The organism is Comamonas sp. CAH-2 (genome assembly GCF_009668305.1).
Classification (GTDB): Bacteria; Pseudomonadota; Gammaproteobacteria; order Burkholderiales; family Burkholderiaceae_C; genus Comamonas; species Comamonas aquatica.
On the sequence record NZ_VSWF01000015.1, the window covers coordinates 45,399 to 66,832 of the forward strand.

At 67.6% G+C, this 21,434-nt stretch carries 22 protein-coding genes; 14 read left to right on the top strand and 8 right to left on the bottom strand.

Translation table 11 applies throughout. From position 1 onward, the window contains the following. Positions 1–6: 6 nt before the first annotated feature. A complete protein-coding gene (locus tag FYM52_RS10405; protein WP_202981137.1) occupies positions 7–426 on the top strand; it encodes a GIY-YIG nuclease family protein in 420 nt (139 codons plus the stop codon). A gap of 288 nt (positions 427–714) precedes the next feature. On the opposite strand, the gene FYM52_RS10410 is transcribed toward FYM52_RS10405, so the two are convergent. The 4 genes from FYM52_RS10410 to FYM52_RS10425 all read right to left on the bottom strand — a co-directional run bounded on the left by FYM52_RS10410 (position 715) and on the right by FYM52_RS10425 (position 3,793). Beyond that, positions 715–1,314: a YiiX/YebB-like N1pC/P60 family cysteine hydrolase gene (locus tag FYM52_RS10410; protein ID WP_162524692.1), complete on the bottom strand. Its 600-nt coding sequence runs from the start codon at positions 1,312–1,314 to the stop codon at positions 715–717. Continuing rightward, positions 1,311–1,775: a DUF4878 domain-containing protein gene (locus tag FYM52_RS10415; protein ID WP_162524693.1), complete on the bottom strand. Its 465-nt coding sequence runs from the start codon at positions 1,773–1,775 to the stop codon at positions 1,311–1,313. The genes FYM52_RS10410 and FYM52_RS10415 overlap by 4 nt, the downstream gene beginning before the upstream one ends. Before the next feature lie 155 nt (positions 1,776–1,930). After that, entirely contained in the window at positions 1,931–2,530 is a 600-nt protein-coding gene (locus tag FYM52_RS10420) for a glutathione S-transferase family protein (RefSeq protein WP_154164038.1), read from the bottom strand. Positions 2,531–2,575: 45 nt separating this feature from the next. After that, positions 2,576–3,793 (bottom strand): YbfB/YjiJ family MFS transporter, encoded by a 1,218-nt coding sequence (locus tag FYM52_RS10425; RefSeq protein WP_370513831.1) that lies wholly within the window; start codon positions 3,791–3,793, stop codon positions 2,576–2,578. A gap of 76 nt (positions 3,794–3,869) precedes the next feature. Between FYM52_RS10425 and FYM52_RS10430 the strand changes: the two genes are divergently transcribed. Next, the gene (locus FYM52_RS10430) at positions 3,870–4,787 is read left to right on the top strand and encodes a LysR family transcriptional regulator (protein WP_154164039.1); all 918 of its coding nucleotides are present in this window, start codon (positions 3,870–3,872) and stop codon (positions 4,785–4,787) included. A 61-nt stretch (positions 4,788–4,848) separates the two neighbouring features. Here FYM52_RS10430 and FYM52_RS10435 read toward each other — a convergent pair whose 3' ends face one another. Next, on the bottom strand, positions 4,849–6,387 hold the full coding sequence (locus FYM52_RS10435) for a YifB family Mg chelatase-like AAA ATPase (protein ID WP_154164040.1): 1,539 nt from the start codon (positions 6,385–6,387) through the stop codon (positions 4,849–4,851). 206 nt (positions 6,388–6,593) lie between these two features. On the opposite strand from FYM52_RS10435, the gene FYM52_RS10440 reads away from it, so the two are divergent. From FYM52_RS10440 to FYM52_RS10460, 5 genes are all read left to right on the top strand, one after another. Then, positions 6,594–6,932: a P-II family nitrogen regulator gene (locus tag FYM52_RS10440; protein ID WP_042411906.1), complete on the top strand. Its 339-nt coding sequence runs from the start codon at positions 6,594–6,596 to the stop codon at positions 6,930–6,932. Between the two features lie 26 nt (positions 6,933–6,958). Beyond that, a complete protein-coding gene (locus FYM52_RS10445) occupies positions 6,959–8,323 on the top strand; it encodes an ammonium transporter (protein WP_081770788.1) in 1,365 nt (454 codons plus the stop codon). Between the two features lie 262 nt (positions 8,324–8,585). Continuing rightward, positions 8,586–9,698, top strand: coding sequence for a glycolate oxidase subunit GlcE (glcE, locus tag FYM52_RS10450; RefSeq protein ID WP_154164041.1), 1,113 nt, complete (start codon positions 8,586–8,588; stop codon positions 9,696–9,698). Between the two features lie 55 nt (positions 9,699–9,753). Then, positions 9,754–10,995 (top strand): glycolate oxidase subunit GlcF, encoded by a 1,242-nt coding sequence (gene glcF / locus FYM52_RS10455; RefSeq protein ID WP_154164042.1) that lies wholly within the window; start codon positions 9,754–9,756, stop codon positions 10,993–10,995. A 97-nt stretch (positions 10,996–11,092) separates the two neighbouring features. Then, positions 11,093–11,833, top strand: coding sequence for a ProQ/FINO family protein (locus FYM52_RS10460; protein WP_052662595.1), 741 nt, complete (start codon positions 11,093–11,095; stop codon positions 11,831–11,833). Positions 11,834–11,884: 51 nt separating this feature from the next. Here the strand turns inward: FYM52_RS10460 and FYM52_RS10465 are convergent, their stop codons facing one another. From FYM52_RS10465 to lplT, 3 genes are all read right to left on the bottom strand, one after another. Further along, positions 11,885–12,376 (bottom strand): glutathione peroxidase, encoded by a 492-nt coding sequence (locus FYM52_RS10465; protein ID WP_045265695.1) that lies wholly within the window; start codon positions 12,374–12,376, stop codon positions 11,885–11,887. A gap of 64 nt (positions 12,377–12,440) precedes the next feature. Then, positions 12,441–13,322 carry a DMT family transporter gene (locus tag FYM52_RS10470; RefSeq protein WP_154164043.1) on the bottom strand — a complete coding sequence of 294 codons (882 nt, stop codon included), beginning with the start codon at positions 13,320–13,322 and terminating at the stop codon, positions 12,441–12,443. Between the two features lie 75 nt (positions 13,323–13,397). Continuing rightward, positions 13,398–14,690, bottom strand: a complete 1,293-nt coding sequence (gene lplT, locus FYM52_RS10475) for a lysophospholipid transporter LplT (RefSeq protein ID WP_154164044.1) — start codon at positions 14,688–14,690, stop codon at positions 13,398–13,400. A gap of 143 nt (positions 14,691–14,833) precedes the next feature. Between lplT and alr the strand changes: the two genes are divergently transcribed. From alr to FYM52_RS10510, 7 genes are all read left to right on the top strand, one after another. After that, positions 14,834–15,949 (top strand): alanine racemase, encoded by a 1,116-nt coding sequence (gene alr / locus FYM52_RS10480; protein ID WP_154164045.1) that lies wholly within the window; start codon positions 14,834–14,836, stop codon positions 15,947–15,949. 293 nt (positions 15,950–16,242) lie between these two features. Further along, the gene (radA, locus tag FYM52_RS10485) at positions 16,243–17,628 is read left to right on the top strand and encodes a DNA repair protein RadA (protein ID WP_154164046.1); all 1,386 of its coding nucleotides are present in this window, start codon (positions 16,243–16,245) and stop codon (positions 17,626–17,628) included. Between the two features lie 82 nt (positions 17,629–17,710). Then, on the top strand, positions 17,711–18,151 hold the full coding sequence (locus FYM52_RS10490) for a glycerate kinase (protein ID WP_154164047.1): 441 nt from the start codon (positions 17,711–17,713) through the stop codon (positions 18,149–18,151). A gap of 91 nt (positions 18,152–18,242) precedes the next feature. Then, on the top strand, positions 18,243–18,452 hold the full coding sequence (locus FYM52_RS10495) for a zinc-finger domain-containing protein (RefSeq protein WP_042411883.1): 210 nt from the start codon (positions 18,243–18,245) through the stop codon (positions 18,450–18,452). Between the two features lie 75 nt (positions 18,453–18,527). Beyond that, positions 18,528–19,376 (top strand): glycosyltransferase family 2 protein, encoded by an 849-nt coding sequence (locus FYM52_RS10500; protein WP_238826170.1) that lies wholly within the window; start codon positions 18,528–18,530, stop codon positions 19,374–19,376. Positions 19,377–19,388: 12 nt separating this feature from the next. Next, complete coding sequence (locus tag FYM52_RS10505) at positions 19,389–20,162, top strand: glycosyltransferase family 2 protein (protein ID WP_154164049.1); 774 nt, start codon at positions 19,389–19,391, stop codon at positions 20,160–20,162. Then, on the top strand, positions 20,163–21,416 hold the full coding sequence (locus FYM52_RS10510) for an O-antigen ligase (protein WP_154164050.1): 1,254 nt from the start codon (positions 20,163–20,165) through the stop codon (positions 21,414–21,416). Positions 21,417–21,434: the final 18 nt, after the last annotated feature.

The window sequence follows — 21,434 nt, forward strand, 5'->3', positions numbered from 1 at the left end:
CCTACCGTGCAACGTGCGCTGCAAATTGTGTATGTACTGACCAATCCTGCGATGCCCGGGCTGGTCAAAATTGGGAAGACCACACAGGACGAGGTCGAGGTGCGGATGAAGCAGCTCTTCAGTACCGGAGTTCCCGTGCCTTTTGACTGTGCGTTTGCTTGCCGTGTGCACGATTCAGCAGAGGTCGAGAAGGCCTTGCACCATGCATATGGGAATGCGCGTGTGAATGCGAACCGCGAATTCTTCCGGATTGAGCCTGATCGCGTCATCTCAATCCTGAAGTTATTGCATGTGGAAGATGCCACCAAGGATGTCGAAAGCGTGATTGAGGCCGATGCGACCCAGGCTGATTTGCAAGCGGCTGAGACGATGAAGAAACGCCGTCCACGGATGAATTTCACAGAGCTGGACATTCCCCCTGCATAGTGTTTTGTGGTTTAAAGACGCCTCGGCACAAGTGACGGTTTGTGGTCCTAAAACGGTCCGTTTCCAGGGCGAGGAATGCTCACTGACTGCGGCGACGAGGAAGGTGCTGGGCTATCCGGATAACTATCCTTTGCAGCCTTCTCCTTGATGGACTTTCCATGGAAAGACCATCAAGGAGATTTATGAAAATTGCTACGCCGAGGTAGACGAAGAGTAAGCACAGCAGTCGCTGCGTGGATGTGAGTGCCGGCCTGGCGTGCGCCAGCAGCACCTGGGCATGCCGGTGCGCTACGGCGTGATCGGCAGCACGGGCGTCAGGGCCTGCAGCTGGGGCGCGCGCCGCAGGCCGCTGGGCAGCAGGTAGCGGCCGCGCAGCAGCGGCAGGGTCACGTCGGTGTAGGCCACGTCCAGGGCCACACCGCCGTGCTGCCAGGCCTGCACCGCCAGTGTGGTGCAGTACAGGCCGCGTTCGGCGTCCACCAGATCGAAGGCACGGCCCTGCTGGGCCAGGGCCCAGGCCACGGCCTGCTGGCGGGCCGGAGCGCTGGCGGGCACCCGGTACAGCTGGTAGGCCCGGGCGCGTTGCGGGTCCAGGTAGAAGTCCAGCGTGTCTAGCACTACGGCATCGGGCTGGCCGGGCTTTTCGGACGGGGTGGCGTGCAGCACCTGCCAGGGGCCAGTGGGATCGGTCGGTGCCACCAGCAGGCCCACGTGGCTGAAGTCGCTGGTGTCGACGGCGCGCACCAGGTGGCTGATGGTCTCCGTGCCCTGGCGGAACAGCAGGTCACCGGCGGCGGCCTGTGCGGGCAGTGGCGGGGTGGCCCCGGCATGCCCACCGACCAGCAGGGCCAGACCGAAGGCGACGCTGTGGCGCCGCCACGCACTCACAGCTGGACTTTCCAGACGCCGTTGTCCAGGAACAGGTTCATGCGCTCGCGGCGGGTGTTGCCATCGCCGTAGGTGACCAGCACCCGCAGCTGGATGACGTTCTCTCGGGTGGCAGAGGGCACGCGTTCCACGATCTCCACCTTCTGCAGCCCGCCCTTGGCGTCGACCTTGGATTTGGCGCCGGCCAGCATCTGGCGCAGCTTGGGGGTCAGCTCGGCCAGTTGCTCTTTGGAGAGGCTGCGTGCCGAGACCATGCTGATGCTCCGGTCGAAATCACCATCGGCCAGCGCGCGGTAGAAGCGCTGCACCAGGGCATCCTGCAGTTCCTCGGGGGTGGCCTCGGGGGCGGCGGTGTCAGACGGGGCGGTGGCGCAGCCTGACAGGCCCAGGGCCGAGGCGGTGAACAAGCCCGCCAGCAGGCAGTGGCGGCGGGAAATGCAGGCAGAAACAGAAGAAGACACAGGACCATCCCCAAAAATTAGCAATGGGCCAGTGTAGTGGACGGGGCATGAAAAAAGACGGGAGGGCCTGTGCTGCCTGCGGAAGTAGCTATCGATTTATGGGGGTGCGGTGGGGTGTGACAGCACCCCCCAGCGGCGGTGCCGGGGCCAGGCCCTCACTCAAACCGGGTGGCGTGCAGGCTGGGGCGCTGGCGGGCGGCCTCCAGCCAGGCGTGCAGGCGTGGATAGGCATCGGCGGGCAGCAGCGCCGGCAGGCGAAAGCGCACGTACTCCAGGCCCACGGCCACGGTGATCTGGTCCAGGCTGAAGTCAGCGCCCACGGGGCGCGGCGGCGTCTGCTCCAGCTGCGCCAGGGTACGGCCCAGGGCGGCCAGGCGGCGCTGGCCCAGCACGCTGGCATCGGCCTCGGTGCCCTGGTACTTGCGCGCAATCACCACGGCAAACGCGGCTTCCATCAGGCCATAGCCCACGCTGGCCTGGGCCAGCACCGCAGCGCACTGCGTGGGGGGCACCAGGGCCGGGCCGGTGCCGATCTGGTCCAGGTACTGGGCGATCAGCAGGGATTCGGCGATCGCCTGGCCCTCGTCCGTCACCAGCACCGGGATGCGCAGTTGGGGGTGGACGGCCAGCAGGGCCGGGTCGTGGTTCCAGGGGTCGGACCAGACCAGCTGCACGCGCTCGGCCAGGCCTTTCTCCAGCGCGGCAATGCGGGCCACGCGGGCAAAGGGCGAGGTGGTGTTCAGAAACAGTTGCATGGTGGGTTCACAGAGAGATGCAAAAAAAGAAGCAATCAGCGCTTGTCAGGCCTGTGCAGGTGTGGTTTTTGGTCGTGAAAACGCCACCAGCAGCGTGCCCAGCGCCAGGGCCGTGCAGCCCAGGGCAAACAGGCTGCGGTAGCTGCCGGTGCTGGCGTAGACATAGGCCATCAGGTAGCCGGCCGTGGCCTGCAGCAGCGCAAAGGCGGCGGTGGCATAGCCCCACATACGCTTGTGGCGCGCCGGGCCGATGAGCTGCATCAGGTAGCCCGAGGTGATGGCCGCCATGCCGGGCGACAGCGCTCCGACAACGAAGCCCGAGACCGCATGGCCGGCAAAGCCGGCCCAGACCAGGGGCAGGCCGATGGCCACCGCCTTGAGGGCGTAGGCCCCGGTGGTGGTGCGCCACCAGCCCCAGCGCGTGGCACACAGCGCAGCGCACAGCGGGCCGGCCACGGCACCCAGGCCGAACATGGCCCATTGGGTGGAGGCATAGCCGGCGCCCAGGTGCAGCTCGCGCGCCAGATAGTCCACCCAGAACACGGTGTGCGGCACAAAGCCGAAGCCATCCGTGGTGTAGGCCAGGAACACCAGCACCACCGGCAGGCTCCACACCAGGGCGGGCGGGCTCGGCACCTGGGGGCCGGGCGTCACTGCCATGGGCACGGGCGCCGGCAGCTGGCGCGCCTGGCGCACGCCCCACCAGGTGGTGGCCGCGCAGACCAGGGCCAGGCCCCACCAGACGGCGCTCAGGCTTTGCTGCGCCAGGGCCGGCACCAGGGTGGCCGACAGCAGCGCGCCCACGCCGATGCCGCTGAACATCAGCGGCCCCAGCGCTGCGCGGCGCGCCAGCGGCGTGGCCGCCATGGCCACCGAGGGGCCCAGCACCATCAGTGTGGCCCCGGCAATGCCGGACACCAGGCGCCAGATGAAGAACACGGCCATGGGCTGGGCCATGCTGCAGCCCAGAAAACTCAGCGTCACCGCGATCCAGCAGCCCTGCAGCACGCGCACGGCGCCCAGGCGCTCGGCCAGCGGTGCGGCGGCCAGCGCCCCGATCAGGTAGCCCAGCAGGTTGGCCGCGCCCAGGTAGGCCACCTGCTCGCCGGTGAACCAGCCCGCCAGCACCATCTGCGGCATCAGCGCGGTGTAGGCAAAGCGCGCCAGCCCGACGCCGCTGAGCGTGGCCAGAAAGCCGGTGAGGAAAAGCGGAAGTTCGTTGCGTTGGATCACGGCGCGCAGGGTCGGGTGGCAGGAGTCCACAGCTTAGCGGCGTGCTGCATCTTGTCCAATGATTCAAAATGAAGGCAGAAATCTTCTTTCGTGATGAGGTGGTGCCATGCAACTCAAATCCCTGCGCATCTTCGAGGCCGTGTGCGAGACCGGCAGTTTCGGCGCGGCCGCGCAACAGCTGCACACCGTGCAGTCCAACGTGACGGCCCACATCAAGAAGCTGGAGGAAGAGCTGGGCGCGCAACTGCTGGAGCGCAGCACGCCGGTGGTGCCGACCTCGGCCGGGCGGCTGCTGCGCGGCCATGCGCGGCACATGCTGGCCTCGCACGACGAGGTGCTGGCCCTGCTGCAGGGCCGCCAGGCGGCGCCGGGGGCGCTGTGCATCGGCTCCATGGAGACCACGGCCGCGCTGCGCCTGCCGCCGCTGCTGGCCCAACTGCACCGCCGCCACCCCGGCATGGTGATGGAGCTGCGCACCGGCCCCACGGCCTTTCTGGTCGACGAGATGCTGGCCGGGCGGCTGGACTGCGCCCTGGTCGCCGGCCAGCCACCGCAGCCGCGATTGCAGGCCTGGCCGGTGTTCCGCGAAACCCTGGTACTGGTCGGCAGCGCGCCGCTGGCGCAGTTCCCCACGCCGCAGCAGCTGTGCCAGCAGCCCTTCCTGGCCTTCCGCCAGGGCTGCAGCTACCGCCAGCGCATTGAGCTGCTACTGGCCAGCCAGGGCATCACCTCGGCGCGCATCATGGAGCTGGGCTCGCTGGACGCCATCCTGGGCTGCGTCGCCGCCGGCATGGGCTATGCGCTGCTGCCCCAGTCCGTGGTGCAGGCCCAGCAGGCGCGCTTTGGCGTGCAGGGCTGCGCGCTGCCCCCGGGTCTGGCCGACATCGCCCGGGTGGACACCTGCCTGGTCAGCGGTCCCGAGGCCAGCTGGTCGCCCGCGTTGCGCGCCTGGGTGCAGCTGCTGCACGAGACCGTGGCGCCGCCCCAGCAAATGGCCGAAGCCGAAGAACTCCTGATGGCATAGCGCCCTGCGCAGGCGCAGCAAGCGTTGCAGGCCAATTTGGCAGGTTTTTTTGAGGCGGTGCTCAGGGGCTGGCGGGCACCAGGGTGCGGCGGTACTGCATGGCCTCGGCCACGTGGGCACTGGCGATGTGGGGGCTGCCGGCCAGGTCGGCGATGGTGCGTGCCACGCGCAGCGCGCGGTGGGTGGCGCGGGCCGACCAGCCCAGGCGGTCGGCAGCCTTGCGCACCAGGGCGGCAGCGCTGTCCTCCAGCTGCAGGTGCTGCTCCAGCGCGTCGCCCTGCAGCAACTGGTTGCTGCAGCCCTGGCGCTGCAGGGCCCGCGCCCGCGCCTGGGCCACGCGGGCCTGCACGGCCTGGCTGCGTTCGCCCTCGGCGCTGGCCAGCAATTGCTCGGCCGGCAGGCTGTGCACCTCGACGTGCAGGTCGATGCGGTCCAGCAGCGGGCCGCTGAGCTTGCCCTGGTAGCGCGCCACTTGGTCGGGCGTGCAGCGGCAGCTGCGCTGGGCGCTGCCCCAGAAGCCGCAGGGGCAGGGGTTCATGGCCGCAATCAGCTGAAAGCGCGCCGGGAACTCCGCGCTGTGCGTGGCGCGGGCGATGGTGATGCAGCCGGTCTCCAGCGGCTCGCGCAGGGCCTCCAGCGCGCTGCGGCTGAATTCGGGGAATTCGTCCAGGAACAGCGTGCCGTGGTGGGCCAGGGAGATTTCGCCGGGCTTGGGCGGTGAGCCTCCGCCGACCAGGGCCACGGCGCTGGCCGTGTGGTGCGGGTGGGCGGTGCGGCGCTGGCCCCACTGCGTGGCCTGGAAGCGCCCGCACAGGCTGGCGATGGCCGCGCTTTCGACGGCCTCCTGCTCGGTCATCGGTGGCAGTAGGCCGGCAAACCGGTGGGCCAGCATGGACTTGCCCGAGCCGGGCGGGCCGACCAGCAGCACGGCATGGCTGCCGGCGGCGGCAATCTCCAGGGCGCGCTTGGCCTGGACCTGGCCCTTGACCTCGGCCAGATCCAGCAGGGTCCGGGGCGCCTGGCGCGGTGGCGGCGGCATGCGCTGCCAGCCTGCGCTGGCGCGGTCGTGCGGGGTGGCACCCGGGGGCAGCAGCTGCGCCACCACATCCAGCAGGTGGGCGGCGCCATAGACCTCGGCCTGCGGGGCGCAGGCCGCCTCGGCGGCGCTGTCCAGCGGCAGCACCAGGCGTGCCGGGGTCTGCCCCCAGGGCAGGGCCAGGCTGGTGGCCAGGGCCCCGCGCACCGGCCGCAGCTCGCCGGACAGCGACAGCTCGCCCGCGAACTCCCAGCCGTGGAGCCGCGCCGCATCGATCTGCCCGCTGGCGGCCAGGATGCCCAGGGCGATGGGCAGGTCGAAGCGGCCGGAGTCCTTGGGCAGGTCGGCCGGCGCCAGGTTCACGGTGATGCGCTTGTTGGTCGGAAATTCCAGGCCGCTGTTGACGATGGCGCAGCGCACGCGCTCGCGGGCTTCCTTGACCTCCACGTCGGCCAGCCCCACCAGGGCCAGGCTGGGCAGGCCGTTGGCCAGATGCACTTCCACGGTGACGGCGGGCGCTTGCAGCCCCAAAAGGGCACGACTTTGGACGCAAGCCAGGCTCATGGGGCGGTTCTCCCTCAAAAGGTGCACAAAAAAGCAGCACATGCCACCGCGGGTTTGCACTAAAGTGGTGCATCGCGCGATGTTTCCAGATGTGCACTGTAGAACGCGGGCCTGCTCCGCTTCAAGGCCGTTGGTTGGCACGCTCCATGCTTAAAGGGCTTGTCACAACACTTTTTACAACTGCCAGCTTCCCGGAGGAACGTCTTATGAAAATGGTGTCAGCCATCATCAAGCCCTTCAAGCTCGACGAGGTGCGCGAAGCACTGTCACAGCTTGGCGTACAGGGCATCACCGTGACCGAGGTGAAGGGCTTCGGCCGCCAAAAAGGTCACACCGAGCTGTACCGCGGCGCCGAATATGTCGTCGACTTCCTGCCCAAGGTGAAGCTGGAAGCCGCGGTCGACGATGCCGTGCTCGAGCAGGTGATCGAAGCCATCGAAGGCGCGGCCCGCACCGGCAAGATCGGCGACGGCAAGATTTTCGTTTACGACCTGGAGCAGGTCGTGCGCATCCGTACCGGCGAGACCGGCAAGGAAGCCCTGTAACCCACCCCCTAATGCAAGAGACTGACATGAAAAAATCGCTCCCTGCCATCTCACTGGGTCTGGGCCTGCTGGCCGCCGCCACCGGTGCCATTGCGCAAGAAGCTGCCCCCGCCGTGGCGGTGGTGGCCGAAGTCGTCGCCGAAGCGGCCGCGCCTGCCGCCCCCGTCCTGAGCGCCGGCGACACCGCGTGGATGCTGACCTCCACCATGCTGGTGATCCTGATGGTCATCCCTGGCCTGGCCCTGTTCTACGGTGGCCTGGTGCGCTCCAAGAACATGCTGTCCGTGCTGGCCCAGGTGTTCACCGTGTTCTCGCTGATCACCGTGCTGTGGGCGGTCTACGGCTTCTCGCTGGCCTTCGGCGGTGAAGGCAAGTTCTTCGGCAGCTTCGACAAGCTGTTCCTGGCCGGCATCACGCCCGACACCCTGTCGGCCATGCTGCCCACCATCCCCGAATACGTGTTCGTGGCCTTCCAGTCCACCTTCGCCGCCATCACTGTGGCGCTGATCGTGGGGGCCTTTGCCGAACGCATCAAGTTCGCGGCCGTGATGATCTTCTCCGTGCTGTGGTTCACCTTCAGCTACATCCCCATGGCCCACATGGTCTGGGGTGGTGGTCTGCTGGCGGCCGATGGCGCGCTGGACTTCGCCGGCGGCACCGTGGTGCACATCAACGCGGCCGTGGCCGGCCTGGTGGGCGCCTACATGGTGGGCAAGCGCATCGGCTTCGGCAAGGAAGCCCTGCCTCCGCACAGCCTGACCCTGACCATGGTCGGTGCCTCCCTGCTGTGGGTGGGCTGGTTCGGCTTCAACGCCGGCTCCGCCGGTGCCGCCAACGGCATCGCTGGCCTGGCCTTCATCAACACCATCCTGGCGACCGGCGCCGCCGCCGTGTCCTGGATCGTGGCCGAAGCCCTGCACAAGGGCAAGGCCTCCATGCTGGGCGCTGCCTCGGGTGCCGTGGCCGGTCTGGTGACCATCACCCCTGCCGCTGGTTTCGTGGGCCCCATGGGTTCCATCGTCATGGGTCTGATCGCTGGCCCTCTGTGCCTGTGGGGCGTGTCGGGCCTGAAGAAGATGCTGAAGGTCGATGACACCTGCGACGTGTTCGGCGTGCACGGTGTGGGCGGTATCCTGGGTGCCATCCTGACCGGTGTGTTCGCCTCGCAAAGCCTGGGCGGCACGGGTGGTCTGACCCCCGACACCTTCGCCATGGGTGCGCAGGTCTGGGTGCAGTTCAAGAGCGTGATCGTGACCATGGTCTGGTGCGGTGTGGTCTCGTTCATCTGCTTCAAGGTCGCAGATGTCCTGGTGGGTCTGCGTGTCGCTGAAGATGCTGAGCGCGAAGGTCTGGACATCACCACCCACGGTGAGTCGGCCTACAACCGCTGAGCAAGGCGCCCGGGCGGCACCCCCGCCCCCGCGCAAGCTGAAACCGCCCTTCGGGGCGGTTTTTTCATGGGCGGTCCGCCCCCAGCGGTCCAGCCCATTCCTGGCGGGGGGGTGATCACCCGCGGTGGGCCGTGGTGCCTGAGGGCATGGCCGCCGCCGCGGGCCCAGGGCGCTGCGCGTCCTGCTGATTCACACCCGGCGTTCAAAAAATTCACACGGCGGCGACTGGCAAATTCCGGCAGCACGGCTACGATGCACGGCCATGGACGCTGCCCTTTTCCAGATCGCCGAGCGCGTACGCGCCGCCCTTGCTGACCACACCCCGCTGCGGCTGCGCGGCGGTGGCAGCAAGGACTTCCACGCCCTGCAACTGCAGGGGGACCTGCTGGACACCCGGGACTGGCGCGGCATCGTCAGCTACGAGCCCAGCGAGCTGGTGGTGACGGTGCGCGCCGGCACGCCGCTGGCCGAACTGGAGGCCGTGCTGGCCGCCCAGGGCCAGTGCCTGGCGTTCGAGCCACCGCACTTCGGCGCCGCCACGGTCGGGGGCATGGTGGCCACTGGCTGGTCCGGCCCGTCCCGCGCCAGCGTGGGCGCGGTGCGCGACTACGTGTTGGGTGTGGAAATCCTGAACGGGCGCGCTGAGTTGCTGCGCTTCGGCGGCCAGGTGATGAAGAACGTGGCCGGCTACGACGTTTCGCGCCTGATGGCGGGCAGCTGGGGCACGCTGGGGCTGATCACCGAAGTCAGCCTCAAGGTGTTGCCGGTGGCTCCGGGCGAGACCACGCTGCGCTTTGACGGCCTGTCGCAGGCCGAGGCCCTGCAGCGCCTGAACCAGTGGGGCGGTCAGCCACTGCCGCTGAATGCCAGCTGCTGGGTGCCCGACGCGGCGGGTGCCGACACCGGTACGCTGTACCTGCGCCTGCGCGGCGCGCGTGCCGCCGTCGAGGCCGCCTGCCGCAGCCTGGGCGGGGTGCGCCTGGACGATGCCGCCACGGCCGCCGACTGGCAGGCCTGCCGCGAGCAGACCCTGCCCTGGTTTGCGCAGCGCGCGGCCGACCACGTGCTGTGGCGCCTGTCCGTGCCGCAGACCGCACCGGTGCTGGCGCTGCCGCACGGGGTGGGCGCGCCGCTCATCGAATGGCAGGGCGGCCAGCGCTGGGTGCAGGCCCCGCGCAGCCAGGGCCCGGCGCTGCAGGCGCTGGCGCAGTCTGTGGGGGGCAGTGCTTCGCTATTCAGAGCTGAAGGCGCAGGCCAGATCAGCGCCAGCCCGATATTTGATGTGCAAAACCCGGCGGTGCAGCGCATCCAGGCCCAGCTGCGCCAGGCCTTCGATCCGGTGGGCATTTTCAACCCCGGGCGCACCATGGCGTGACCCCGGGCCCGCACGGCCCGGCACCCCATCAAAACCATTCCAGAGACACCCCACCATGCAAACCCACCTCGCCCCGCAATACCGTGGCACGCCCGAAGGCCAGGAGGCCGAAGCCATCCTGCGCAAATGCGTGCACTGTGGCTTTTGCACCGCCACCTGCCCCACCTACCAGGAGCTGGGCGATGAGCTGGATGGCCCGCGCGGCCGCATCTACCTGATCAAGCAGGTGCTGGAAGGGCAGGCGCCCACGCGCGCCACCCAGCAGCACCTGGACCGCTGCCTGACCTGCCGCAATTGTGAATCCACCTGCCCCAGCGGGGTGCAGTACGGCCACCTGGTGGACATCGGCCGCAAGGTGGTCGATGCGCAGGTGCCCCGCCCGCTGGGCGAGCGCTTGCAGCGCTGGGCCTTGAAGGAAGGCCTGACGTCGCCGCTGTTTGCCCCGGCCATGAAGCTGGGCCAGGCCGTGCGCCCGCTGCTGCCCGCCGCCATCCAGGCCAAGGTGCCGCCCAGGGGCGAGCACGGCGCCTGGCCCACGCGCAGCCATGCGCGCAAGGTCTTGCTGCTGCAGGGCTGCGTGCAGCCGGCAATGCTGCCCAACATCAACTACGCCACGGCGCGCGTGCTGGACGCGGTGGGCATCCAGACCCTGGTGGTGGCGCAGTCGCAGTGCTGCGGTGCGGTGAAATACCACCTCAACGACCACGACGGCGGCAAGGCGCAGATGCGCGCCAACATCGATGCCTGGTGGCCGCTGATCGAGGCCGGCGAGGTCGAGGCCATCGTCAGCAATGCCTCGGGCTGCGGGGCCATGCTCAAGGACTGGGGCCATGTGCTGCGCGATGAACCGGTCTACGCCGACAAGGCGGCCCGCACCAGCGCCCTGGCGCGCGACCTGAGCGAGCTGCTGCCCGCCCTGCTGCCCGAGCTGGCCGACAAGCTGCAGGGCCGCGCCCGGGTGCCGGCGCAGCCCATGGCCTACCACCCGCCGTGCACGCTGCAGCACGCGCAAAAGCTCAAGGGCGTGGTGGAGGCCAACCTGTCCAAGCTGGGTTTCCAGCTGCTGACGGCGCGCACCGAATCCCATCTGTGCTGTGGCTCGGCGGGGACCTACTCGGTGCTGCAGCCGGCCATGGCCAAGACCCTGCGCGACCGCAAGCTGCAGGCCCTGGACGAGGTGGCGCCGCAGCCGGCGGCGATCCTGTCGGCCAACATCGGCTGCATCACCCACCTGCAAAGCGGCACCCCGGTGCCGGTGCGTCACTGGGTGGAAGTGCTGGACGAAGCCCTGGCCTGAGGGGGCGGCGCGTGCGGCCAAAGTGCCGGGGGTTCACACAGACCGTGCAATGCTGGCATCATCGCGGGTTTGATTTTTCCTGCACTGGCCCCAGCCCATGACCGAATCCGTGTCCTCCACCGTTGACAACTCCGTGCCCGGTGCCTCGGCGCCAGCGCCGGCCCGCGCAGACCGTCGCCCGCAGCAGCGCGGTGGCCGTGGCCGCCCTGCGGCGCCGGCCGCAGCCCGTCCCGCGCGCGAAGTGCACCCCGTGCTGGCGCAACTGGCCACCCTGCACCCAACGCTGTTTGGCGCCACGGTCCTGCCCCTGAAGCGCGGTATCTACCAGGACCTGCTGGCCCTGCATGGCGAAGCCCTGGACAAGGCCGGCCTGAAGGTGGCCCTGGCCATCCACACGCGCTCGACCCGCTACCTGAACGCCGTGGCCGCCGGTGCGCCGCGCCATGACCTGCAAGGCGCCGTGGTGGAAGCCATGGCCCCGGGCCATGTGTTCCACGCCCTGGTCGAGGTCTTCAAGCGCAAGAAGCCGCGCGATGGCGAGGACCTGCAGGCCAAGCTGCGTCGCCGCATGGCCCTGGCCTTCATCGACAGCGGCCTGTCGCGCGAGGCCTACCTGGAATCGCTGCAGGTGCGCGATGCCGACACCCAGGCCCTGCTGGACGCCGCCCTGGATGAGGTGGCCGAGCAGGACGCCAAGGCCGAAGCGGTGCACCGTGCCTACGTGGCCAGCGGCTCGGGCGATGTGCACGCGTTTGCCGAGATGTATGGCATGAACGCCCACACGGTGATGCGCCAGCTGCACCGCGCCGGCCAGTTGCAGGCCGCGCGCACGGCCTGACGCCGCGCCGCCGTCCGCACCACCAGGGCCCTCGGGGCCCTTTTTTGCGGCTCAGATCTGGGTGGCCAGTGCCTGGGCGATGTCGGCTTCCAGCCGGGCGGGCGGCGTCTGGGGGGCGTAGCGGCGCAGCACCTGGCCGTCACGCCCGATCAGGAACTTGGTGAAATTCCATTTGATGCGGCGCGTGCCCAGCAGGCCGGGGGCCTGCGCCTTGAGCCACTGGAACAGCGGGTGGGCCTGTGGGCCGTTTACGTCCACCTTGGCCATCATGGGGAAGTCCACGCCGTAGTTGCGCTGGCAGAAGCTGGCAATCTCGCTGTTGCTGCCCTTGTCCTGCTGGCCGAACTGGTTGCAGGGAAAGCCCAGGACCACCAGGCCCTGGGGGGCATAGCGCTGGTGCAGGTCCTGCAGCCCGGCGAACTGGGGGGTGAAGCCGCAGGCGCTGGCGGTGTTGACCACCAGCACCACCTGGCCCGCGTAAGCGGACAGGGGCGCGCTGTGGCCGTCGATGCGGGTGGCGGAGAAGTCGGACAGCTGGGGCATGCAGGCCTCGGGGTGCAAGCGGTGACTGTGGTTGTAGCACAGCGCCTGCGGCCCTGGCCCAGCCTCAGTGCGGGCGCCGGTGCTGCAGCACGGCCAGCAGGGCGCCGCCCACGATCAGGGCCCCGCCCAGCAGCATGCGCGGCGTGAGTTCGGTGGCGCCCAGCAGCCAGGCCGAGATGCTGGCGAACAGCACCTCCGACAGCATGATCAGCGAGGTGGTGCTGGTCGGGATGCGCGAGGCGCCGTATTGCAGCGCCCACGAGCCGATGGCCACCAGCACGGCCATGCCCACGGCGCAGGCGATCCAGCCCGGCGCCGGCGCGGGAATGCCGGGGAACTGGCCACCCAGGTAGCCGGCCGTGGCGGTCGCCAGCCCCATGCCCATACAGCCCAGGAACATGGCCAGCACCCGCGCCATGCTGGGCGTGTGAAAGCAGCGGCGCAGGATCACATTCGTCATCGCAAAGCACAGGCCGCCGAAGATGGCCAGGTACTCGGGCAGGCCCAGGCCTGCGGTCAGGCTGCGCCAGGTGGCGCCCGGCGGCACGATGACCAGGGCCATGCCGCTGAAGGCCAGCACCAGGCGCAGCAGGCTTTGGGGCGTGGGGCGTTCACCCAGGAAGCGCCAGGCCAGCAGCACCGTCCAGGCGGGCATCAGGTAGAACAGCAGGATCACGCGCACCACGTCGCCGGTCGAGGCCGCGGTGTTGAACGACACATTCGTCAGCCCCGAGGACAGGGCCAGCAGCCACAGCACCGGGTGGCGCAGGAACTGCGCCAGGCTGCCGCGCAGGCACACGATGGTGCCCAGGGACAGCACGCTGTAGATCATGCCCGTGGCCCAGGGCGCAGCCAGGCCGGCGGCGCGCATGGTCTGGAACGGCCACCAGGCCAGCCCCCAGACCATGGCGTTGAACAACAGGGCGAGGTAGGGCCAGGAATGCATGTCAAAAATGGTTCCGGCGCAGGTTCTGCCTGCGCCGGATGCTATGAAGAATGAAGGAGAGGGGCCGTGGGGCGCTCAGTGGTGGTGATCGTAGCGGGCAATGCTCAGCAGGCGCCGCACCTCACCGCCGTGCTTGCGGCAGTTGTGGCGGTACCAGCGGCCGATCAGCCACATGGTGAAGGCCACGATCACGCCGAAGCCGGTGATGGCGCCATAGGCCGACAGGCCCCACAGGGTGCTCAGGGCGTACAGGGCGCCCAGGCCCAGGATGCAGGCCTGTTCGTTGAAATTCTGCACGGCGATGGAGCGCCCGGCGCCCATCAGGTTGTGGCCCCGGTGCTGCAGCAGCGCGTTCATGGGCACGACCAGGAAGCCGCCCAGCCCGCCCAGCACGATCAGGAAGGGCACAGCCACCCACAGGTTGCTGATGAAGTTCATGCAGATCACCAGCAGGCCCATGGCAATGCCCATGGGGATCACGCGCGTGGCGTGCTGCAGGCGCATGCGCATCGAGGCTATCACCGCGCCCACGGCCGTGCCGATGGCCACCACGCCCACCAGGGCCGAGGCCTGGGTGGTGCCATAGCCCAGGGCCACGGCGGCCCAGGCCAGCACGATGTAGCGCAGATTGCCGGACACGCCCCAGAACAGGGTGGTGGTGGACAGCGAGATCTGGCCCAGCTTGTCGCGCCACAGGCGGCGGTTGCAGTCGCGGAAGTCGGGCAGCAGGGCCAGGGTATTGCCGACCAGGCCCTGGGTCGGGTCCTGGCGCAGCGGCACCAGGGGCGCCGTGGTGCGCGGGATGCGCAGGTTGAAGGCCGCCGCCAGGGCGTAGACGAATACCAGCACGCCGATCGCCGCTTCGGCGGCGTTGTCCACGCCGGGCAGGTTCAGCGCCAGCAGGTGGCCGGAGATGACCGGGCCGACCAACTGGCCACCCAGCAGCACGCCCAGGATGATGGAGGTGATGGTCAGCCCCTCGATCCAGCCGTTGGCCTTGACCAACTGCGACGGGGGCAGCAGCTCGGTCAGGATGCCGTACTTGGCGGGCGAATAGGCCGCGGCCCCCAGACCCACCACGGCATAGGCCAGCAGCGGGTGGTGGCCAAACAGCATCAGCAGGCAGCCCACCACCTTGATGGCATTGCTGATGAACATGACCCGGCCCTTGGGCAGCGCATCGGCAAAGGCGCCGACAAAGGGCGCCAGCACCACGTAGAACAGGGCGAACATGGGGACCAGGGCGGCACTCTGCCATTCGGGCGCACCGCCGGTGCGCAGCAGCTCCACGGCTGTGACGAACAGGGCGTTGTCGGCCAGCGAGCTGAAAAACTGCGCTGACATGATGGTGTAGAAACCGCGCTTCATGAAATGCTGTGCGCACGCGCGACCACGGGGGCCAGTGCACGAAAAAGGGTTGTCCCAGTGGCGAACGACTGGCGGTTATATCACGCAGCCCTTAGCCATCAGTGCCAGAATGCCTGTCGTTTGCCCTCAGGAAACTTTTCGCCATGCCGCGCCCCATTCTCGCCACCATCCACCCCCAAGCCCTGCGCCACAACCTGGAACAGGTGCGCCGCGCCGCGCCGGACGCCCAGTTGCTGTGCGTGGCCAAGGCGAATGCCTATGGCCATGGGGTGGAGCATGCCTTCCAGGGCCTGCGTGCGGCCGATGGTTTTGCCGTGCTGGAGATCACCGAGGCTCAGCGCCTGCGCGCCCTGGACTGGCGCGGCCCGATCCTGCTGCTGGAGGGCGTGTTCGAGCCGCGCGATCTGGAGCTGTGCTCGCGCCTGGGCCTGTGGCACACCGTGCACTGCGATGCCCAGATCGACTGGCTGGCCGCGCACAAGACCCAGGTGCCGCACCGCGTGTTCCTGAAGATGAACAGCGGCATGAACCGCCTGGGCTTCACGCCCGAGCGCTTTCGCAGCGCCTGGGCGCGCCTCAACGCGCTGCCGCAGGTGGAGGAGATCTCCTTCATCACCCACTTCAGCGACGCCGACGGCCCGCGCGGCACGGCGCACCAGTTGCAGGTGTTCGAGCAGACCACGCACGACCTGCCCGGCGAGCGCAGCCTGAGCAACAGCGCCGCGGCCCTGCTGCAGGGCACGCGCGAGGCCGTGCGTGGCGACTGGGTGCGTCCCGGCATCGTGCTGTACGGCAGCTCGCCCGACTACCCCACGCACACGGCGGACCACTGGGGCCTGCAGCCGGCCATGAGCCTGACCAGCCAGATCATCGGCACGCAGCAGCTGCACGCCGGCGACACCGTGGGCTATGGCTCCACCTTCACGGCCGAGGGCGATCTGCGCCTGGGCGTGGTCGCCTGCGGCTATGCCGACGGCTATCCGCGCCTGTGCGGCACCGGCACGCCGGTGCTGGTCAATGGCGTGCGCACCCGCCTGCTGGGCCGCGTCAGCATGGACATGGTTTGTGTGGACCTGACGCCCGTGCCCGACGCGCAGCTGGGCAGCGAGGTGGTGCTGTGGGGGCGCTCGCCGCGCCACGGCAGCGTGCTGTCGATCGACGAAGTGGCCGCCGCTGCGGGCACCGTAGGCTACGAACTGATGTGCGCCGTGGCCGCGCGCGTGCCCGTGGTCAGCGACGAGGACGCGCTGCGGCCCTGAGCGGGGTGCGGTCCAGGCGGCACGCCATCCGCCATCCGCCATCCGTCCTCACACGCCACTCCCCAAAGGAGAGCGCCTGGCGCTTGCCCAATCATTGTTTGCAGGACTTTGGTTGCTGAAAGTCGCAGAGGGATTGCGCAAGCTGCTCTCTTTTTAGAAATTGGCACCCCCCAGTGCGTGCAGACACGGCCGTACCCGGCGGCGCCCGCCCCTGCCGCCGCTCCATCGGTGCGACCCATCGGGGTGCCCGTGGCCAGCCCAGCGCGACCGGGTGCCGCCGATATAGTGCGGGCATGGCCAAAGACAAAACCATTTACACCTGCAACGCCTGCGGCGGCACCACGCCGCGCTGGCTGGGCAAATGCCCGAACTGCGGCGCCTGGAACAGCCTGATCGAAAGCGTGCCCGAGGCCGCCTCGGGCGGCAAGAACCGCCTCAGCGCCCCCCAGGGCTATGCCGGCCTGGCCAATGCCCAGCCCGTGACGCCGCTGGCCGCCATCGAGGCCCAGGACGTGGCGCGCACGCCCAGCGGCATCGAGGAGCTGGACCGCGTGCTGGGTGGCGGCGTGGTGGAGGGCGGGGTGGTGCTGATCGGCGGCGACCCCGGCATCGGCAAGTCCACCCTGCTGCTGCAGGCCATGGACGCACTGCAGCGCGCCGGCCTGCCCACGCTGTATGTGACCGGCGAGGAAAGCGGCGCCCAGGTGGCGCTGCGCTCGCGGCGGCTGGGCATCGACGGCAGCCAGGTGAACCTGCTGGCCGAGATCCAGCTGGAAAAAATCCTGGCCACGGTGGAAGCCACGCAGCCCGCCGTGGTGGTCATCGACTCCATCCAGACCATGTACTCCGACCAGCTGACCAGCGCCCCCGGCTCGGTGGCCCAGGTGCGCGAGTGCGCGGCCCACCTGACGCGCATGGCCAAGGGCACGGGCATCACGGTGATCCTGGTCGGCCACGTCACCAAGGAAGGCGCGCTGGCCGGCCCGCGTGTGCTGGAGCACATGGTGGACACGGTGCTGTACTTCGAGGGCGACACCCACAGCCCGCACCGCCTGGTCCGCGCCATCAAGAACCGCTTTGGCGCGGTCAACGAGATCGGCGTCTTCGCCATGACCGAAAAGGGCCTGAAAGGCGTGAGCAACCCCAGCGCCATCTTTCTGAGCCAGCACGCCGAGCCCGTGCCCGGCAGCTGCGTGATGGTGACGCTGGAAGGCACGCGCCCGCTGCTGGTGGAAATCCAGGCCCTGGTCGATGGCGCGGGCCCGGCGCCACGGCGCCTGTCGGTGGGCCTGGACAAGGACCGGTTGGCCATGCTGCTGGCGGTGCTCAACCGCCATGCGGGCGTGGCCTGCGCCGACCAGGACGTGTTCGTCAACGCCGTGGGTGGGGTGCGCATTGGCGAGCCGGCGGCCGACCTGGCGGTGATGCTGTCCATCACCAGCAGCCTGCGCGGCAAGGCCCTGCCCAAGGGTTTCATCGCGTTTGGCGAAGTCGGCCTGGCCGGGGAGGTGCGGCCCGCGCCGCGCGGCCAGGACCGGCTCAAGGAAGCCGCCAAGCTGGGCTTCACCGTGGCCGTGGTGCCCAAGGCGAATGCGCCCAAGAAACCCATCCCCGGCCTGACCCTGCACGCCGTGGAGCGCGTGGACGAGGCCATGAACATCGTGCGCGCCATGGGCTGACGTCCGGGTGCCGGCAGGGCGTAAAACCCCATACGCACTGCCCGCACGCAGGGCCTGCGCGCTCCATAAGACAATAGCACCCATGAATATGCGCAATGTTGTGATTCCCCTGGGCCTGGCGGTCCTGCTGTACCTGGCCTATGACGCGCTGGGCTGGATGGGTGTGGCCGCGGTGGGTGGCGGCATCGTGATGTGGCTGCTGCTGCATTTCACGCGGCTGATGACGGTGATGCGCCGGGCCTCCGAGCGGCCCATGGGCTATGTCGGCAGCGCCGTGATGCTGAACGCCAAGCTCAAGCCCAAGGTGAACCTGATGCACGTGGTGGCCATGACCCGTTCGCTGGGGCAGCGCCTGTCCGAAGAGGGGCAAGACCCGGAAATCTACCGCTGGACCGACGGCACGGACTCCCATGTGACCTGTGAGTTCGTGCACGGTCGCCTGGTGCAGTGGACCCTGGTGCGCCCCGGCACCGCCGAGGCAGCGGAGGCCAACAAGCAACCAGACGGCGCCCAAGGCCTTTAAAATCCCGGCCGAAGGGGCCCGACCCCACCGATTTTGACGTTCAAGCCGCTGGCACGCACCAGCGGCGCCACCTGCGAGAGAGACACCCACCATGAGTACTACTGCCGTCGTCGAACTGGCTGCCAAGGACCTGAACCAGCAAGGCGGTGTTTACTGCCCCAGCCCCAAGGCCGACATGAAGCTGTGGAACAGCCACCCCAAGGTGTACATCGATGTGGCGCACGACGGCCAAGGCAAGTGCCCGTACTGCGGCACGGTCTACAAGCTCAAGGCCGGCGAAGTGTTTGCCGGTGGTCACTAAGCTTTTTCAATGACCGCTGCTACGCACCCCGTGACAGATTTTCAGGACAGCGCTCTCAGGGAGCGCTGTCCTGCTTTGGCGCACATCACGGCGGTGATCGTGACCTTCAACAGCGCCCACTGTGCCGAGGCCCTGGGGGCCCAGCTGCGCGGCTGGCCGCATGTCACCATCGTCGACAACGGCAGCGCCGACGGCACACCCGAGTGCATGCGCGCCGTGCTGCCGCAGGCGCAGATCATCGCCCTGCCGCAGAACATGGGGTTTGGCGTGGCCAACAACCGCGGGTTCCAGGCGGCGACCACCCCCTACTGCCTGATGATCAATCCCGATTGCGCCGTGCAGTCGGACGATGCCCAGGCCCTGTTCGAGACGGCGCAGCAATGGCCGGATGCCGCCATCGTCGTGCCGCAGTTGGTGGGCAGTGATGGCCGGCTGCAGGTCAACTACGGCTGGGTGCGTGACTGGTGGTCGTCCAAGGGACCGGCGGCCGAAGGCGTGACCTGTGTCGGCAATGCCTGTGGTGCGGCCATGCTGCTGCGCATGGACCAGGCCCCGGCCGAAGGCTGGTTCGACGAGCGCTTCTTCCTCTACTACGAGGATGAGGACATGTGCCTGCGCCTGTTGCAGGCCGGCAAGCCGGTGATCGTGCAGCCCGCCGTGCGTGTGGCGCACTCGAACCGCGGCTCGGTGCGTGGCCCGCGTCCGCTGCGCGTGGAGTATGGGCGTGGCTACCACCATGCCCGCTCCAAAGTGCTGTTCACGGCCAAGCACCAGGGGCCCCAAGCGGCGGCGGCGCACCGCCTGCAATCGCTGGCTGGCGCGCTCGCGCTGCTGGCGCTGCGCATTGTGGCCCCTTCACCCAAGCATGTCTCGCGCCTGTGGGGGCGCATCCGCGGCCTGTGGGGCGCGCCCACCCATTACTGACAAAAATTTCACATGGCAACTTTGACCATTGGCATCCTCACCATGAACGAGGAGCGTCGCATTGCGGCGTGCATCGACAGCGCGGCATTTGCCGACCAGATCATTGTGGTCGACAGCGGCAGCAGCGATGCGACGGTGGAAATCGCCACGGCAAAGGGCGTGGAGGTCTACAGCTATCCCGATTGGCAGGGCTTTGCGGTACAGCGCAACCGCATCCTGCAGCATGCCACCGGGGACTGGATTTTCTTTCTCGATGCCGACGAGGTGGTCACGCCGGCCTTGGCGCAGGAAATGCGTGCCATCGTCGATGCCAATGTGGCGTGTGTGTGGGAGGTGGCCTGGGAGCAGATCGCCTATGGCCAGTCACTGGGCCGCATGCGCAGTTCGGGCGGGATCCCGCGGCTGTTCCCGCGGGCGCAGATCCTGCAATTCGAGGGCGTGGTGCACGAAGGCGCGAAGCTGAAAGACCCGGCGCTGCCGGTGCGCCTGCTGAAACAGCGCCTGCCGCATTACTCGCGCGAAACGATTTATGGCAGCCTGCAGAAACTGGCCCAGTATGTGCAGTTGGGTGCTTACAAGCGCATGCAGGCCGGCAAACGCGGGGGCGTGCTGCGTGGCATGGGTTCAGCGATCGCCAATTTCATTCGCCTGTATTTCTTCCACCGTGGTTTTTTGTGCGGGCGTGCGGGTTTTTTGCACAGTTTCCTCGTCGCCTTGGAATGCTTTTTCCGATATGTGGCCCTGGAAATCGATCGCGATTATTTGCAAGAAGCGAAGAAACGCTAAATGAATTTTCAACCAATTTCTTCTGCAAACGAGAAATCCAAAATATATGTCGCTGCCATGGTTATGCTGGTGGTGGCCTATTTTGCTTTTCCCGTGGCGATGGGTTTGGCCTATGCGGCCATGGTTTTCGCCTTTTTGCTGGGGCTGGCTTCCTGGAAAATAATTCGGCCGAATTCTGAATTGCTGAAAAGCCCTTTGGTGTTAGCGTCCGTGGGGCTCTATATTCTGATTGCAATCGGTTGGCTGTATTCTTCGGCGAGTTGGGATGATGCCAAGCTGCATTTTTCCAAATATGCCAAATTGATACTCATCCCGGTGTTTTTTCTGTTGTTGCAAAATTTTCGATGGAGAAAATCCTGTGTCGCGGCTTTTATGGGGTCGATGGCATTCATTCTTTTGTCGGTGTATGCGAATGTATTTTGGCAACTGCCATGGTCCAAAACTCAGAATCTGGGCTGGGGGCAGGACCATACGGTGATTGGTGACTACATTACGCAGAACATCATGATGGCCTTCTTTACCGTTTTGGTGCTGGAAAAGGCCGTGTCGGTACAGAGTCGGGGATACCAATTGTTCCTGGGTGCCGTGGCATTGGCTGCGGTGGTCGCCGTCACACAGCTCTCGAATGGCCGCACAGGTTACGTGCTCTTGCTGGTGGTGTTGGGCATGTATGCGCTGATGTGGGCACGGGGTGCCAAACAGTGGCTGGCGATTGGGGCGATTGCCTGTGCCTTGGCGGCCAGCTTGGCCACGTCTGACAAGGTGCACCAACGCCTGGAACAAGCGATCAGTGAAGCCCGAAACAGCGATGCGATGGAGATCACCAGCATTGGTGGACGTATCAATTTCTGGAAGAACACGCTGGAAATGACGCTGGAGAAGCCCATCACCGGTTGGGGGACAGGCGAATACCATGCACAGTGGTGCGTGCATGTCACCAAGGAGGGATGGTGCGAGTTCGGCCGCTGGCATCCTCACAACCAGTACCTGTTCTTCTGGATGGAGCACGGTATTCTGGGGTTGGCGCTGTTTATTGTGCTGGTGCTATCGCCGATCTGGATGACACGCCAGATGCCCGCTTCGCCGCGCCGCATGGCTTGGTGCTTTTCGGCACTGTTTGCGGTGAACAGTTTGATCAATGCACCGCTGTGGAGCTCGCGCGAAAGCCACTTCTTCGTGCTGATGCTGTGTCTCGTATGTGCCGGCATCAGTTTCCAGCGTGAGCAGGACAAGGACATGCTGCAGCGCGCGTGAGCGATGTGCGAGCGCGCA